Here is a 15,925-nt window from a genome sequence, read left to right on the forward strand (position 1 = left end):
AAACCGATGCTATACTGGCTTACGCTGCTGTCAGACGGGGGGGACGTGTTCAACCTCTTCCGCTATATTACGTTCCGCGCAGGCGGGGCCTTTCTGACGGCGCTGGTGTTCGGGTTTCTCTTTGGCAAGCCGCTGATTGCCGTGCTGCGCCGCCGCCAGGGCAAGGGCCAGCCCATTCGCGATGACGGGCCGGAGGGGCATTTTGCCAAGGCCGGTACGCCCACAATGGGCGGTCTGCTGATTGTGGGCGCACTGCTGACCTCGACCCTGCTCTGGGCGCGGCTCGACAACCCCTTTGTCTGGATCGTGCTTGGCGTCACCCTGGCCTTTGCCGCCATCGGGTTTGCCGATGATTTCGCCAAAGTGTCCAAAGGCAACCACAAGGGCGTGCCGGGGCGCGTGCGCCTGTTGGCGGGCTTTGTCATCGCGGGCGTGGCAACGGCTGCGGCGATGTATGTGCACGGCCTGGCAGATGCCGATCTGGCCGCCCGGGTCGAAGGTTATGAGCCGCTCTCTGCGCGTCTGGCCCTGCCGGTTTTCAAGGATGTGCTGCTCAATCTGGGCCTTCTGTTCATTCCTTTCGGCATGATCGTGATCGTGGGCTCCGCCAACGCGGTGAACCTCACGGACGGGCTCGACGGGCTGGCCATCATGCCGGTGATGATCGCGGCCGGCACCCTTGGTGTGATCGCCTATGCCGTGGGCCGGGTCGACTTTACCGAATATCTCGATGTGCATTACGTGCCCGGCACGGGGAAATCCTGATCTTTACGGCCGGGCTGTTCGGCGGGGGGCTGGGGTTCCTGTGGTACAACGCGCCGCCCGCTGCTGTCTTCATGGGTGACACCGGTTCACTGGCGCTGGGCGGCGCGCTGGGGGCGATTGCGGTCAGCACCAAACACGAGATCGTACTGGCCGTTGTGGGCGGTCTTTTCGTGGTCGAAGCGCTCAGCGTGATCATCCAGGTCGCCTATTTCAAAGCCACCGGCAAACGCGTGTTCCTGATGGCCCCCATCCACCACCATTATGAGAAAAAGGGCTGGTCCGAGAGCACCATCGTGATCCGGTTCTGGATCATCTCCCTGATCCTCGCAATGATCGGACTGGCCACGCTCAAGGTGCGCTGACGCGCACTGGCTGCCCGGCAAACGCCCACCCACCCACCCCGTTCGCCGGGCAGCCGCGGCTCTCTAACTGTCCGGGCGCACGGGTGACACTTCGGCCAGAAATCCGTTCAGGAAGTCTTCGACGACGCCATGACGGGCTTTTGCCAGAGCCTGGCCGGTTTCGGTCTGAAAACTTCCTGAAAGTTTCAGCAGCTTGGACCTAAAATGATCAATGGCGAATTTCAGGTCGTTCAGGTCCCGGTTTGAGGCATCGGGATCTTCCGGGTCATAAAGTGCACGTCCGAGACGGCCTGAAACATAAAAGCATCTGGCCACGCCGGTGTATCCTATGGCGTCCAGGCGATCGGCGTCCTGGAGGATTCGTGCTTCGGTTGAGACCGGTCTGATCTGAGCAGAAAAACTGTGCGCTTCAATGGCGTGGGTCACCGCGGCGATTGTGATGTCGCACCAGCCGCACCGGTGCAGAATGCCCGCGGCTTTGTCTGCCGCCAGTCGTGAAGCAACGGGCCTTTCAGGGGAGTCTTTGGGGACATTCACGCAGTCATGAAGCAGCGTTGCGGCTGCCAGAACTTTCAGGGTGCCGCCTTCTTTTGCGCTGATGGCGCGCACATTGTCCCAGACGCGCACCAGATGCGCCGCGTCATGGGCAGCATCGTCCACGCCGTCAGACACCAAAGGCAGCAGGTCGTTCGCCAGTTTCTGAAAGGGTGCAAAACGCGCAGAGATGTCCATGATCATTGCCTAGCGGAAAAGCGGTTTCGCGGCAACGCGGCATGATCCTGCGCGGGGTGGCGAGGGGGCAGGCGCCGGTCAGCAGCGCGCCCCGATGAGGCTTTATCCTGCCGGTGATCTGCCGTGATAGGATTGCCCGCGTTTCGGGACCCTGCGACCGGGTGCCTTCAGCAGGCGGCCTTTGTCTTTCAGTCCTCCCCTCCACCCGCAAACCTTAACAAACCCCACCGTGCGCGCTGTTAACCCGCCCCCGAACCGACCCGTCCACCGACGCAATACCGACAAAATACCGACGTTATACCGACGTGCCAAAACCGCCCCGGCCCCCTTTTAACTATGATGACCTGGGTGAGTCGCCGCTTCAGGCCCCTGGCGCATCCGAGCGCCCCATTAACCACCTTGCCCCCGGCCGCCCGGCACGGCACTGTCGCGCCGGACAAACAGGGGAGATGCCGCGTGATTCCGGTCGCAGGTGTAACAGGGCAGACCATCGCCGTTCTGGGGCTCGGTCGCAGCGGGCTGAGTGCTGCGCGTGCGCTGGAGGCGGGCGGTGCCACCCCCGTCTGCTGGGATGACAACGCTGAGGCACGCGCCCGCGCCGAGGCCGAGGGGTTCGCCTGTAAACACCTGAAAACGCCACAGCATTTTGACGGCGTGGACCGGCTGATCGTCAGCCCCGGAATCCCGCATCTCTATCCCGCGCCGAACCCCGTTGTGGCCGCAGCCCAGGCCGCCGGTGTACCGGTGGACAATGACATCGGTCTCTTTTTCCAGTCATTTGCCACCGGGGACTGGCACCGCTTTGATACTGCCCCGCGGGTGGTGGCGGTCACAGGTTCCAACGGAAAATCAACGACTTCGGCCCTGATCCATCATGTGCTGTCCGAGGCCGGGCGACCCTGCCAGCTGGCTGGAAACATCGGGCGCGGCGTGCTGGATCTCGACCCGCCGTACGACGGCGAAGTGGTGGTGCTGGAGTTGTCCAGCTACCAGACCGAACTGGCGCGCAGCCTGACGCCTGATATCGCGGTTTTCACGAACCTGAGCCCGGATCATCTTGACCGGCATGGCGGGATGGGCGGGTATTTCGCGGCCAAACGCCGGCTGTTTGCCGAAGGTGGACCGGACCGGGCCGTCATTGGCATTGATGAGGACGAAGGCCTTTTTCTCGCCGGGCAGCTGTCAGAGGGGCGCGGAGACGAGCGGGTGATCCGTATGTCGGTTGCACAAAAGCTGACAGGACCCGGCTGGCATGTCTTTGCGCGCAAAGGGTTTTTGTCCGAATATCGCAAGGAGCGCCAGGTTGCCTCGGCTGACCTGCGCGGCGTGCCGGGTCTGCCCGGAGCGCATAATCATCAGAACGCCTGTGCTGCCTGGGCGGTCTGCCGGGCGCTGGGTCTGGCCCCGCGTGTGATCGAAGCTGCCTTTCACAGCTTTGGCGGGTTGCCGCACCGCAGCCAGCTGGTGGCAGAAAAGGACGGCGTGCGGTTTGTGAACGACAGCAAGGCTACGAACGCGGACGCAGCGGCGAAGGCCTTGTCAGCGTTCAGAAATATCCGCTGGATCTGCGGTGGGCTTGCTAAGGAAGGTGGTCTGCCGGGGCTCGAAGGCGCGGCAGAAACAGTGCGCAAGGCCTATGTGATCGGCCGGGAAGCGGCCGGGTTCGCCCTGCAGCTGCCGGTTGAGGCTGAGGTCTGCACCAGCATGGCAGAGGCCGTCGCACGCGCTACAGCCGATGCGGAAGAGGGCGATGTGGTACTGCTGGCGCCTGCGGCGGCGAGCTTTGATCAGTACGACAATTTCGAACAACGCGGCGATGATTTTGTGGCCGAAGTCCGGAAACATCTCTGACAGCGCAAGGCTGTCAGGGGGCACCCATAGCGCGGGCGGCCGCCATGCCCGAGGCCCAGGCCCACTGAAAATTATACCCGCCCAGCCAGCCGGTGACATCAACGGCTTCTCCTATGAAGTACAGGCCGGGGACACTACGGGCCTCCATCGTGCGGGAGGACAGCACATCTGTGTCGATGCCGCCGAGGGTCACCTCTGCGGTCCGGTACCCTTCGGTGCCGGACGGGTGCAGGGTCCAGCGCTCCAGGTGGTTCGCAATGTCAGTCAGCCGCTGATCTGACTGATCAGCCAGGTTGCCGCTCAGGTCCATTTCGCCCGCGAGGAAATCGACCAGCCGCGCCGGCAGGAAAGTCGCAAGTTCAGTGGTCAGGTTGCGCCGGCCCGACGCCTGCCGCTTTTCACGCAGCGCGTCCGTGAAGCGCCCCGCAGGCGTCAGGTTGACCTTGACGGTCTCCCCCTCGCGCCAGTAGCTGGACGCCTGGAGTACCGCAGGACCTGACAGGCCGCGATGCGTAAAAAGCAACGCTTCGTCAAAGGATGCGTCCCCGGCCTGAACCCGTGCCGGGGTTGAGACGCCGGAAATACCGGCAAACCGCTGGTCCGAAAAGGTAAATGGTACCAGTGCGGGACGTGTTTCCGTCACCCTCAGACCGAAATGGCCGGCGACCTCATAGGCAAAGCCGGTTGCGCCCATTTTGGGAATGGATTTCCCGCCCGTCGCAATGACGAGGCTGCGCGCCTGTACCTGCTGTTGCCTGCCGTCCTGTTCCAGCGTCAGCGAGAAACCTTCGCGTATCTTTGCAAATGAACTCACAGAGGTTTGCAAATGCAGTTCAGCACCGTTTTCCTGCATCAGACGGTGCAGCATGGCGATGATATCCTTTGCGGAATTGTCGCAGAACAGCTGCCCCAGTGTCTTTTCGTGCCATGCGATGCCGTACCGGTCGACAAGATCGATGAAATCCCACTGGGTGTACCGGGCCAACGCGGATTTTGCGAAATGCGGGTTCTCTGAGAGGAATGCTCCGGGCGCACAGTGCAGGTTGGTAAAGTTGCACCGCCCGCCGCCCGAGATGCGGATTTTCTCCCCCGGCGCCTTTGCATGATCGACAATCAGGACCCGCCCGGGCGCATGGGCTGCGCACATCATGCCTGCAGCACCCGCCCCAATGATTGCGATATCGTATTCCATGCCCGCGAACTGGCCTGATTTCCCCTTAAAGGCAAGGGTTCAGGCTGGTCTGAAAGTCCGTTTCAGGTTACACTGCGCAAATCAGACCCCGAAAAGGGGCGTATCGGCAGTGTAACAATCAAGGCAGGCTTCCATGACGGAAATGGTCTATGGTGCGGTCCCGGTTCGCGATGGCGAGCCGATCCTCCCCAAATGGTGGCGGACAATCGACAAATGGGCGATGTCCTGCGTTCTCATTCTTTTTGCGATCGGACTGTTGCTGGGGCTCGCTGCCTCGCCACCCTTGGCCGACAAAAACGGGTTTGAGGCCTTTCACTATGTACAGCGGCAGGCGCTGTTCGGCACGCTGGCGCTGGTCGCGATGCTGATCACGTCGATGATGTCACCGGTGCTGGTGCGGCGGCTGGCTGTGCTGGGGTTTTTGGTTGCCTTTGTGGCGCTCGCTCTGCTGCCGTTTTTCGGCACTGATTTTGGCAAGGGGGCCGTGCGCTGGTACCGCCTCGGCTTTGCATCGCTGCAGCCTTCAGAATTCCTCAAGCCGGGGTTTGTTGTGGTGGCGGCCTGGATGATGGCGGCATCGGCGGACCTGAACGGCCCGCCGGGCAAGACCTGGTCTTTTGCCCTTTGTATTTCCATCGTGCTGATGCTGGCGCTGCAACCTGACTTTGGCCAGGCCTGTCTGGTTCTGTTTGCCTGGGGTGTGATGTATTTTGTCGCCGGAGCGCCGATGGTGCTGCTGGTTGGCATGGCGCTTCTGGTTGTGGCAGGCGGCACACTGGCCTATGCCAATTCTGAACACTTCGCGCGCCGCATCGACGGTTTTCTGAGCACGGAGATCGACCCCACCACCCAGCTGGGATACGCTGAGAACGCGATCCGCGAGGGTGGTCTGTTCGGTGTCGGCGTGGGCGAGGGGACCGTGAAATGGTCACTGCCGGACGCGCACACTGACTTTATTATTGCTGTCGCAGCAGAGGAATACGGGCTGATCCTCGTCCTCGTCATCATCGCGCTTTATGCCACGGTGGTGATCCGCTCGCTGATGCGTCTGGTGCGGGAGCGTGACACCTTTATCCGGCTTGCAGGCACCGGGCTGGCCTGCACGCTAGGGGTTCAGGCGATGATCAACATGGGCGTCGCCGTGCGGCTGCTGCCGGCCAAAGGCATGACGCTGCCGTTCGTCAGCTATGGCGGGTCTTCGGTGATTGCGTCCGGGATTGCTGTGGGCATGCTGCTGGCCTTTACCAGGACGCGCCCGCAGGGCGAGATCAGTGACCTTCTGACACGCGGACGGGGACGATGACGGGCAAACCACTTCTGCTGATCGCGGCCGGAGGCACCGGCGGGCATATGTTCCCGGCGCAGGCACTGGCCGAAGCCATGCTGTCGCGCGGCTGGCGCGTCAAGCTGTCGACCGATCCGCGGGGCGCACGCTACACCGGCGCGTTCCCGGAGGGCACTGAAATCGAAGTCATCAGCAGTGCGACTTTTGCGCGGGGCGGGCTGGCTGCCAAACTGGCGGCACCGTTCCGTATCGGGGCGGGCGTGCTCGGCGCTTTGCTGAAGATGCGGCGTGACAGGCCCGCTGTCGTCGTGGGCTTTGGCGGGTATCCGACGATCCCTGCGATGTCGGCGGCGTTCGTGATGAAACTGCCGCGCATGATCCATGAGCAAAACGGTGTTCTGGGGCGGGTCAACGAATTCTTTGCGACGCGCGTCGAGGGGATTGCCTGCGGGACCTGGCCCACCGAACTGCCACAGGGCGTGGCGGGCGAACATACCGGTAATCCGGTGCGCGGCGCGGTGCTGGAGCGGGCCGAAGCAGGCTATATCTCGCCGGGCGATTATCCGATGGAACTGCTGGTGATCGGGGGCAGCCAGGGCGCGCGTATTCTGAGCGACGTCGTTCCCCCCGCTGTGGCGGCCCTGCCGATGAACATCCTTGAGAACATACGCGTCAGTCACCAGGCCCGCGAGGAAGACCTCGAACGGGTCGAAGGGTTCTACCGCGATCACAATATCCGGGCAGAGGTTCTGCCGTTTTTTGACGATGTCCCGCGCCGCATGTCCGAGGCGCAGCTGGTGATCAGCCGGTCCGGGGCGTCCTCCGTGGCCGACATTTCAGTGATTGGCCGGCCCTCTGTGCTGATCCCCTTTGCGGCGGCAACAGGCGATCACCAGACAGCCAATGCGCGAGGCCTTGTTGAGGCCGGGGGCGCGATTATGGTGCCAGAATCCATGGCCAGTGTGGAAACCCTGGCCGAGATGATCACTTCGGTGCTGGACAATACGGACGGCGCGATGCAAATGGCGCGCTCGGCGGCCAGGTTTGGCAAGCCGGAGGCGACTGAGCTGCTGGCCGGTATGGTCGAACGGCTTGCCGCGAGGGGATATGAGACATGAGCGCTGCAACCAAACTGCCCGGGGACGTGGGCCCCATTCATTTCGTCGGGATTGGCGGGATCGGCATGTCGGGCATTGCCGAAGTGCTTCTGAACCACGGCTACACCGTGCAGGGATCGGACCTTAAGGCAACGCCCATCACGCGACGGCTCGAAGAGCTGGGAGCAACCGTGTTCGAGGGGCAGTCTGCTGACAATATCGCGAATGCCGAAGTGGTTGTGATCTCGTCCGCCATCAAACCCGGCAACGCAGAGCTGGACGCGGCACGGTCGCAGGGCCTGCCGATTGTCCGGCGCGCGGAGATGCTGGCCGAGCTGATGCGTTTGAAATCCAACATTGCGGTTGCGGGAACCCACGGCAAAACCACCACCACAACGATGGTGGCCACACTGCTGGATGCCGGTGACTTTGATCCGACTGTTGTGAACGGCGGCATTATTCATGCCTATGGCTCGAACGCCCGCGCAGGCGAGGGCGAATGGATGGTGGTCGAGGCCGACGAGAGCGATGGCACATTCAACCGCCTGCCTGCAACGATCGCCATTGTGACCAACATTGACCCCGAGCATATGGAGCACTGGGGTACCGAAGAAGCGCTGCATCAGGGCTTTTATGACTTTGTGTCGAACATTCCGTTTTATGGCCTGGCTGTGTGCTGTACTGATGATCCGGATGTTCAGTCTCTGGTAGGCCGGATCAGTGACCGCCGGGTTGTGACCTATGGCTTTAACGCCCAGGCCGATGTGCGGGCCGTCAACCTCAGCTACCGCGCCGGGGTTGCCCATTTCGATATTGCGCTGCAGGCCGAGGGTATTGTCATTGAGGACTGCAGCCTGCCGATGCCCGGTGATCACAACGTCTCGAATGCGCTCTCTGCCGTCGCGGTGGCGCGCCATCTCGGGATGAAAGGCGAAGAAATTAAGAAAGCGTTAGCCGCTTTCGGAGGTGTTAACCGCCGCTTTACCCGTGTGGGCGAAGTTGATGGTGTGACAATTATCGATGATTACGGCCACCATCCGGTTGAGATTGCCGCCGTGCTCAAAGCAGCGCGCCAGGCCACCGACGGCCGTGTGATCGCTGTGCACCAGCCGCACCGGTACAGCCGCCTGAGCCACCATTTCGATGCCTTCTGTGCCTGTTTCAATGACGCGGATGTGGTTGGCATAGCCGAAGTGTTTGCGGCAGGTGAGGAGCCTGTGGAGGGCGCATCCCGCGATGATCTGGTTGCCGGGCTGATCCGGCACGGACACCGCCATGCACGCGCGGTCGTCGGCGAAGACGACCTTGAACGCCTCGTGCGCGAACAGGCACGTCCGGGCGATATGGTCGTCTGTCTTGGGGCAGGCACCATCAGCGCCTGGGCAAACGGTCTGCCGCAGCGGTTGCAGAAAGGGGCGGCGTGATGCTGCTATGGGCCTGTATTTTCTGGGTTCTGGCTTCTGCGGCGGTGGCGATGCTGCCGATGCGTCTTCAGTATGTCCCGGGTATTGCGTTGCTTGTCGCGGCACCGGTGCTGATCGTGCTCGCAGGCCTGACCTGGGGGTGGTGGGTCGCAGCGCTGGCCCTGTTTGCTTTTGTTTCTATGTTCCGCAATCCGCTACGCTACTTCCTGGCACGCGCGCGCGGCGAACGCCCGGAGATCCCCCGATGAGTACCGCGCTGATCCTTGCCGCCGTCTGGGCGCTTGTGGCCAATGTTCTGGCAATGACCCCCAGCCGCGACCACCACTGGCGCAACGCCTATATGCTGATTGCGGTCGGTATCCCGATTGTCGGCCTTGTAACCTGGACACATGGGCCATGGGTTGGCCTGCTGGTGCTGGCGGGCGGTATGTCAGTGCTGCGCTGGCCGGTCATTTATCTGGGCCGCTGGATCAGGCGGGTTTCTCTGCGCCAGGAAAAGGTCCATGACCAGGATGCCTGAAGTCCGCGGTCGTCTGACCCCGGACCGCCCGCTGAATGAACTGACCTGGCTGCGCGTTGGCGGCCCTGCTGACTGGCTGTTTCAGCCTGTTGACGAGGACGACCTGAGCGCTTTTCTGGCTGATCTGCCGGCTGACGTGCCGGTGTTCCCCATGGGTGTCGGGTCCAACCTGATCGTGCGGGACGGTGGGCTGCATGCGGTCGTGATCCGTCTTGGCCGGGGGTTCAATGACATTTCCTGCGGCGGTACCTGCGTGACGGCGGGTGCGGCGGCACTGGATGCGCATGTGGCGCGCCGCGCCGCGGATGCTGGCCTGGACCTGACATTTCTGCGCACGATCCCGGGCAGCATCGGCGGTGCCGTGCGGATGAACGCCGGATGTTATGGCAGCTACACAGCGGATGTGCTGACAGAGGTGCGCGCGGTATCGCGCGACGGAGAGCGCCATACGATCCCGGCGGCAGATCTGCACCTTGCCTATCGCAGCAGCCGGCTAGACCCGGGGATGGTCATAACGTCGGCCGTTTTTGAGGCGCCGCGCGGAGACCCGGAAGAGCTGCATGCGCGTATGGAGGAACAGCTCGCAAAACGAGATGCCACCCAGCCGACCAAAGACCGCAGTGCAGGATCGACGTTCCGGAACCCTGCTGGCTTTTCCTCCACCGGGCGGGACGATGATGTACATGATCTCAAAGCCTGGAAGGTGATTGATGAGGCCGGTTTGCGGGGCGCGCGCCTGGGCGGTGCCCAGATGAGCGAAAAACACCCGAACTTTCTGATCAATGCAGGCGGTGCCACTGCTGCTGAGCTCGAAGGTCTGGGCGAAGAGGTGCGAAAAAAGGTTTACGCCAAAAGCGGTATCACGCTAGAATGGGAAATCATGCGGGTCGGCGAAAAGTGAGGGGAATTAACCCCCGATTAACTATAAATCGCCACGCTCGCCTGACATAAAAACAGACGGTGAACCGGCGCAAAAGCCGGGCATAACACAAACAGAAGGGGCCAAAGGCCCCAGCAGAGGCACCAAGGTGGGTCAGTCGGGCAGGACACCCTCCAAAGTGGCAGTTTTAATGGGCGGACCTTCGGCTGAGCGCGAAGTGTCGCTATCCAGCGGGCAAGCCTGCGCTGACGCTTTGCGGGAAGAAGGATACAACGTCATCACTGTTGATGCGGGCGCGGATCTGTGCGCCGTGCTGACCGGCATTGCGCCGGATGCGGTGCTCAACTGTCTGCACGGTCGCTGGGGCGAAGATGGCTGTGTGCAGGGGCTGCTGGAGTGGATGCGGATCCCGTATTCTCATTCCGGTGTGCTTGCCTCGGCACTGGCTATGGACAAACAGCGCAGCAAGGCGGCCTTCGAGGCGGCTGGCCTGCCGACGGTACACAGCGTAATCGCTCCGGCGCATGATGTGCGCGCGGCGCATGTGATGGAACCACCCTATGTGGTCAAGCCAAACAACGAAGGGTCGTCTGTCGGCATCTATCTGGTGCACGAAGAAGCCAACGGGCCGCCGCAACTGAGCGATGACATGCCGGACCATGTCATGGTCGAGAAATTCGTCCCGGGCCGGGAGCTGACAGTCACCGTCATGGGCGACCGGCCGCTGGCTGTGACGGATATCCTGACCGACGGCTGGTACGACTACGACGCAAAATACAAACCCGGTGGGTCCCGCCATGTTGTGCCGGCTGATCTGCCCGAAGAAATAACAGAGCTGTGCCTCGGCTATGCCCTGCGGGCGCATCAGGTGCTGGGGTGTCGCGGTGTGAGCCGCACGGATTTCCGGTGGGATGAGGCGCAGGGAGCAGATGGGCTGATCCTGCTGGAGACCAATACCCAGCCTGGTATGACCGCGACGTCCCTGTCGCCGGAGCACGCGCAGGCAGTCGGGATCAGTTTCGGCCAGCTCTGTGCCTGGATGGTGGAGGACGCCTCATGCGATCGCTGATCAGACGCCCGCGCCGGCAGGTTGCAGATCCGGCACCCTCGCGCTGGTCCTGGCGCATGCAGCGCCTGATGCTGACACCGGCCTTCCGGTTGATGCTGCGCGCCGGCCTGCCAATGGCAGTCGCCTTCGGTGCGGGCACGGCGTGGCTGGCCGATGAAACCAACCGCCAGATGGTGCGGGACACCGTTTTCGAGGCCCGCGCCAGTTTCGAGGCACGTCCGGAGTTCATGGTGCATCTTATGGCCGTTGACGGTGCCGGCGATGCGCTGGTGGAAGAAATCCGCGAAGTGGTGCCGCAGGATTTTCCGATCAGTTCATTCGATCTGGATCTGCCTGAAATCCGTGGGGCGATCACTGGCCTCAGCCCCGTTAAGTCGGCCACGGTCCGGATACGGCCAGGTGGGGTGCTGCAGGTGGATGTCGAACCAAGACGCCCCGTGGTGATCTGGCGTACAGCTGAGGGGCTGGCGCTGATTGACGTGACGGGTGCGCATGTATCGCGCATTCCGAAACGGATGGATCGGCCGGACCTGCCGCTGATTGCGGGAGAGAGCGCTGACAAAAACGTCAAAGAGGCGCTGAGCCTGTATCGCGCTGCGGCACCGCTTGGCGACCGCCTGCGCGGCATTGTGCGCATGGGCGACCGCCGCTGGGACGTGGTGCTCGACCGCGACCAGCGCATTCTGCTGCCCGAGGAAAACGCCATTGAGGCGCTTGACCGTGTGATTGCGATGGACGGTGCGCAGGACGTGCTGGCCCGCGACATCCGGCGGATTGACCTGCGGCTGGGGACCCGCCCGACCGTTCAGATGACAGAATACGCCACCGGACAATGGTGGGAAATACGACAGGTATCAGGGCAGTAAATGATGAACGATCTGTACGAAAACCAGCGCCAGATGCGCCAGATGCGCAAAGCTGCAATGCAGCGGGGCGTTGTAGCCATTCTGGATGTGGGCAGTTCCAAGATTTCCTGCCTTGTGCTGCGGTTTGATGGCGCTAGTCCGGTGGGCGAAGAAGGCGAAATCGGCTCGCTTGCGGGGCAGTCAGCGTTTCGTGTGATCGGTGCCGCGACCACACGGTCGCGCGGTGTGCGGTTTGGTGAAATCTGCGCCATGCAGGAGACGGAACGCGCCATCCGGACAGCGTTGCAGGGCGCGCAGAAAATGGCAGGGATCCGCGTGGATCACGTCATCGCTTGTTTTGCCGGGGCGGGGCCGCGATCCTATGGTCTGGATGCGCAGGTGGCCCTCGACGGGCGCGAGGTCACCGAAGAAGACGTGGCGCGCGTGATGGCGGCCTGTGATGTGCCGGACTATGGCGCGGGGCGCGAGGTGCTGCACGCGCAGCCTGTGAATTTTGCCATTGATCACCGGTCAGGGCTTGTCGATCCGCGCGGCCAGATGGGCAACAACCTGTCGGTTGATATGCACATGCTGACCGTGGATGGGCAGGCGGTTCAGCATCTGGCCCATTGTATCAAGCGCTGTGATCTCGAACTGGCGGGCATCGCCTCGTCGGCCTATGTCAGCGGGTATTCGTCGCTGGTGGAGGACGAGCAGGAACTTGGGGCGGCCTGCATTGATCTGGGCGGCGGCAGTACGGGCGTGTCGATCTTCATCAAAAAGCACATGATCTTTGCGGATACGGTCCGCATGGGCGGCGATCATGTGACCTCCGACATTTCCATGGGACTTCAGATCCCGACAGCAAATGCGGAGCGGATCAAGACGTTCTATGGCGGCGTGCATGCGACGGGCGTGGACGACCGCGAGTTGATCGAAATTGGGGGCGACACAGGGGACTACGAACACGACAGACGCACCGCCAGCCGTGCGGAAGTGATCGGCATCATGCGTCCGCGCGTCGAGGAAATTCTGGAAGAAGTGCGCGCGCGGCTGGATGCGGCAGGTTTTGATCATCTGCCAAGCCAGCAGATCGTTCTGACAGGCGGTGGCAGTCAGATCCCGGGGCTGGATGGTCTTGCGAGCAAAATCCTGGGCCAGCAGGTGCGGCTTGGTCGTCCTCTGCGTGTGCATGGTCTGCCCCAAGCGGCGACAGGACCAGCCTTTTCTTCGGTGGTTGGTCTGTCACTTTTTGCGGCACATCCTCAGGATGAATGGTGGGACTTCGATATTCCGGCGGACAGCTACCCCAACCGGTCGCTGCGCCGGGCCGTGAAGTGGTTCCGGGACAACTGGTAAGATGCGGGCCCCGTTCTGGTTTCTGATTGTTCTGGCCGGGGCAGGGGCCGCCGGCGCGCAGACGCGCATCCCGCCCGAGACATTTCTGGATGAGGCCGTCGGCAGAACACTGACCTTCAGCATGCTTGGGACGGGCGAAATTGTCGGCACGGAATTCTTTCTTTCGCGCGAACAGTCCGTCTGGGAACAGGCGGACGGGACCTGCACGCGGGGCCGCATCACCACGCCGGATGGTAAAATCTGTTTTCTGTACGATCACCAGCCGGAGCGGGGACCTGTCTGCTGGTGGACCTTCCGGTATGAGGGCCGCCTGATGGTGCGCATTGCGAGCTTCAGTGACAATGAAGTGCAGATCGTCTCCGAAGTGTCGGATACGCCGTTTTTCTGCGGTGGCGAGCCGATCAGCTGAGAACCGCCGCAGGCTGTCTCACCCAAAGAATCACGTGACCCTGCCGCAACAGCGTGGTACCTTATCACCAAGGCCCGACAGAGGCCCAATGGCGATCGAGCAGGCGTCACACATCGATGAATCACCAGCGTCACACGCGTATTTTCTGCAGCGTGCACAACTGGAGTTTGTGTGCGCCCAGGCGATTGCGGCGCGCCCTACGCAACATCTTGCCGGAAACACCTGCCTGAAGCGGCCAGAGCGCGCTGAAACCCTACATTTTGTGGCAAATTTGCGTTTTTTGCGTGACCCTTTCTTTACCAGCGGGTATTGTTTGCGCGGAACAGCATGAAAAAAACCACCCGCGAATGCGGGCTTTCAGCACAGGCGGATTACACAATGGCTCTTACTCTCACGATGCCCGGGCAGGGCGATCTGAAACCCAGGATCACCGTTTTCGGTGTCGGGGGCGCTGGCGGCAATGCTGTCAACAACATGATCGAGAAAGAGCTTGATGGCGTGGAATTCGTCGTTGCGAACACAGACGCCCAGGCGCTGCAGCAGGCCAAGTCGGACAACCGGGTGCAGCTGGGTGTGAAAGTAACCGAAGGCCTGGGTGCCGGTGCACGTGCAAGCGTGGGTGCGGCAGCCGCCGAAGAAAGCATCGAAGAGATCGTAGACCATCTGGCCGGTGCGCATATGTGCTTTATCACGGCCGGTATGGGCGGCGGCACGGGCACGGGTGCGGCACCGATCATCGCGCAGGCGGCGCGTGAACTGGGTGTGCTGACGGTCGGTGTTGTAACCAAACCTTTCCAGTTCGAAGGCGCGAAACGCATGCGTCAGGCCGAAGACGGTGTGGAAGCACTGCAGAAGGTCGTTGATACGCTGATCATCATCCCCAACCAGAACCTGTTCCGCCTGGCCAATGAGAAAACCACGTTTACCGAGGCGTTCTCGATGGCAGACGATGTGCTGTACCAGGGTGTGAAGGGTGTTACAGATCTGATGGTCCGTCCGGGTCTCATCAACCTCGACTTTGCCGATGTCCGCGCCGTGATGGACGAAATGGGCAAAGCCATGATGGGTACAGGCGAGTCCGATGGCGAAGACCGCGCGATCCAGGCGGCCGAGAAGGCAATCGCCAACCCGCTGCTCGACGAAATCAGCCTGCGCGGCGCCAAGGGCGTTCTGATCAACATCACCGGCGGGCACGACCTGACGCTGTTCGAACTGGACGAAGCCGCGAACCGCATTCGCGAAGAGGTGGATCCGGAGGCGAACATCATTGTGGGTTCCACACTGGACACCGATATGGGCGGTCTGATGCGGGTGAGTGTCGTTGCAACAGGCATCGATGCTTCTGACGTCAATACGGAAATGCCTGTTCCGCGCCGCTCGATGTCTCAGCCCCTGCGTCCTGCCGCTGAAGCAGTGGAAGAGGTCGCATCAGTTGCTGCCACCGCGGCGGCTGCGGCACCTGAGTACCCTGAACCGGCCGAAGCACAGGTTGCGGAAGCGGCTGAAGAACCGTCTCTTTTCCGCGAACTGGATGCGGAAGTTCAACCCGAATCTGATGCGGATGTGTTCGCAGACAGCCGCGCTGTGGCAGCGGAAGATGATCTGCCGGCACCGGCGTACCAGCCGGAAGTTGCAGCCTTTGAGCCAACCCGCGAGGAAGAGCCTGCGGCGGAGAGCTTTGTTGCCCCCCGCGCACCGGCACCCGGAACACCGTCACCTGAAGCCATGGCGCGCCTGCGCGCGGCAGCGGAAAAGGCAGCACCCTATCCTGCACGTCAGCAGCCTGCAGCAGAAGCAGACCCGCAGGGTGAGCGCCCGCGCTTTGGGATCAATTCGCTGATCAACCGGATGACCGGACAGGCCGAAGGCGGAGCCCCGCTGCACCGCGGCAACAGCCGCAGGTCCAGCAGCGGACCGCAGCACCGGCGCCAATGCCTCAGGAGCAGGCCGACCCGGACCAGGAGCGGATCGAAATTCCGGCATTCCTGCGCCGTCAGGCCAACTGACCGCATCACATTCCCTTTCGAACGGGCTGCCAGTTGGCGGCCCGTTCTCTTTTGTTTACAAGGCGTTAAGATGGCTATGGCGTGTTTCTGCCGAATTGTAACAGGAGTGTTTCAGTCCGTTGCAAAGAT

The 15,925-nt window shown here is 62.1% G+C and carries 14 protein-coding genes and 2 pseudogenes; 14 read left to right on the forward strand and 2 right to left on the reverse strand.

The window, feature by feature from the left end:
* Positions 1–6 precede the first annotated feature (6 nt).
* Positions 7–1,127: pseudogene (gene mraY, locus ACZ1HA_RS04600) on the forward strand (phospho-N-acetylmuramoyl-pentapeptide-transferase).
* Between the two features lie 63 nt (positions 1,128–1,190).
* Here mraY and ACZ1HA_RS04605 read toward each other — a convergent pair.
* Positions 1,191–1,859: an HD domain-containing protein gene (locus tag ACZ1HA_RS04605; RefSeq protein ID WP_472713041.1), complete on the reverse strand. Its 669-nt coding sequence runs from the start codon at positions 1,857–1,859 to the stop codon at positions 1,191–1,193.
* 456 nt (positions 1,860–2,315) lie between these two features.
* Between ACZ1HA_RS04605 and murD the strand changes: the two genes are divergently transcribed.
* Positions 2,316–3,710, forward strand: a complete 1,395-nt coding sequence (gene murD, locus ACZ1HA_RS04610) for a UDP-N-acetylmuramoyl-L-alanine--D-glutamate ligase (protein ID WP_472713042.1) — start codon at positions 2,316–2,318, stop codon at positions 3,708–3,710.
* Between the two features lie 13 nt (positions 3,711–3,723).
* Here murD and ACZ1HA_RS04615 read toward each other — a convergent pair whose 3' ends face one another.
* Positions 3,724–4,902, reverse strand: coding sequence for a BaiN/RdsA family NAD(P)/FAD-dependent oxidoreductase (locus tag ACZ1HA_RS04615; RefSeq protein ID WP_472713043.1), 1,179 nt, complete (start codon positions 4,900–4,902; stop codon positions 3,724–3,726).
* A gap of 133 nt (positions 4,903–5,035) precedes the next feature.
* Between ACZ1HA_RS04615 and ftsW the strand changes: the two genes are divergently transcribed.
* The 12 genes and pseudogenes from ftsW (at position 5,036) to ftsZ (ending at position 15,796) form a co-directional block, all read left to right on the forward strand.
* A complete protein-coding gene (ftsW, locus tag ACZ1HA_RS04620; RefSeq protein ID WP_375228155.1) occupies positions 5,036–6,205 on the forward strand; it encodes a putative lipid II flippase FtsW in 1,170 nt (389 codons plus the stop codon).
* Positions 6,202–7,305: a UDP-N-acetylglucosamine--N-acetylmuramyl-(pentapeptide) pyrophosphoryl-undecaprenol N-acetylglucosamine transferase gene (locus ACZ1HA_RS04625; RefSeq protein ID WP_472713044.1), complete on the forward strand. Its 1,104-nt coding sequence runs from the start codon at positions 6,202–6,204 to the stop codon at positions 7,303–7,305. Before ftsW ends, ACZ1HA_RS04625 begins: the two co-directional genes overlap by 4 nt.
* On the forward strand, positions 7,302–8,708 hold the full coding sequence (gene murC, locus ACZ1HA_RS04630; protein ID WP_472713045.1) for a UDP-N-acetylmuramate--L-alanine ligase: 1,407 nt from the start codon (positions 7,302–7,304) through the stop codon (positions 8,706–8,708). The genes ACZ1HA_RS04625 and murC overlap by 4 nt, the downstream gene beginning before the upstream one ends.
* Positions 8,708–8,956, forward strand: a complete 249-nt coding sequence (locus ACZ1HA_RS04635) for a DUF2484 family protein (protein ID WP_436399499.1) — start codon at positions 8,708–8,710, stop codon at positions 8,954–8,956. The genes murC and ACZ1HA_RS04635 overlap by 1 nt, the downstream gene beginning before the upstream one ends.
* Entirely contained in the window at positions 8,953–9,228 is a 276-nt protein-coding gene (locus ACZ1HA_RS04640; RefSeq protein WP_375228152.1) for a DUF2484 family protein, read from the forward strand. Before ACZ1HA_RS04635 ends, ACZ1HA_RS04640 begins: the two co-directional genes overlap by 4 nt.
* Entirely contained in the window at positions 9,212–10,129 is a 918-nt protein-coding gene (gene murB / locus ACZ1HA_RS04645; protein ID WP_472713046.1) for a UDP-N-acetylmuramate dehydrogenase, read from the forward strand. The genes ACZ1HA_RS04640 and murB overlap by 17 nt, the downstream gene beginning before the upstream one ends.
* A 169-nt stretch (positions 10,130–10,298) precedes the next feature.
* Complete coding sequence (locus tag ACZ1HA_RS04650; protein WP_472715283.1) at positions 10,299–11,177, forward strand: D-alanine--D-alanine ligase; 879 nt, start codon at positions 10,299–10,301, stop codon at positions 11,175–11,177.
* Positions 11,165–12,043: a cell division protein FtsQ/DivIB gene (locus tag ACZ1HA_RS04655; protein ID WP_472713047.1), complete on the forward strand. Its 879-nt coding sequence runs from the start codon at positions 11,165–11,167 to the stop codon at positions 12,041–12,043. Before ACZ1HA_RS04650 ends, ACZ1HA_RS04655 begins: the two co-directional genes overlap by 13 nt.
* Before the next feature lie 3 nt (positions 12,044–12,046).
* Positions 12,047–13,381, forward strand: coding sequence for a cell division protein FtsA (gene ftsA / locus ACZ1HA_RS04660; protein WP_472715284.1), 1,335 nt, complete (start codon positions 12,047–12,049; stop codon positions 13,379–13,381).
* A 1-nt stretch (position 13,382) separates the two neighbouring features.
* Positions 13,383–13,790 carry a hypothetical protein gene (locus ACZ1HA_RS04665; RefSeq protein ID WP_472713048.1) on the forward strand — a complete coding sequence of 136 codons (408 nt, stop codon included), beginning with the start codon at positions 13,383–13,385 and terminating at the stop codon, positions 13,788–13,790.
* A gap of 88 nt (positions 13,791–13,878) precedes the next feature.
* On the forward strand, positions 13,879–14,121 hold the full coding sequence (locus tag ACZ1HA_RS04670) for a hypothetical protein (protein ID WP_472713049.1): 243 nt from the start codon (positions 13,879–13,881) through the stop codon (positions 14,119–14,121).
* A 47-nt stretch (positions 14,122–14,168) separates the two neighbouring features.
* A pseudogene (gene ftsZ / locus ACZ1HA_RS04675) lies at positions 14,169–15,796 on the forward strand (cell division protein FtsZ).
* Positions 15,797–15,925 lie beyond the last annotated feature (129 nt).

It is taken from the genome of Roseobacter sp. S87, assembly GCF_055693285.1.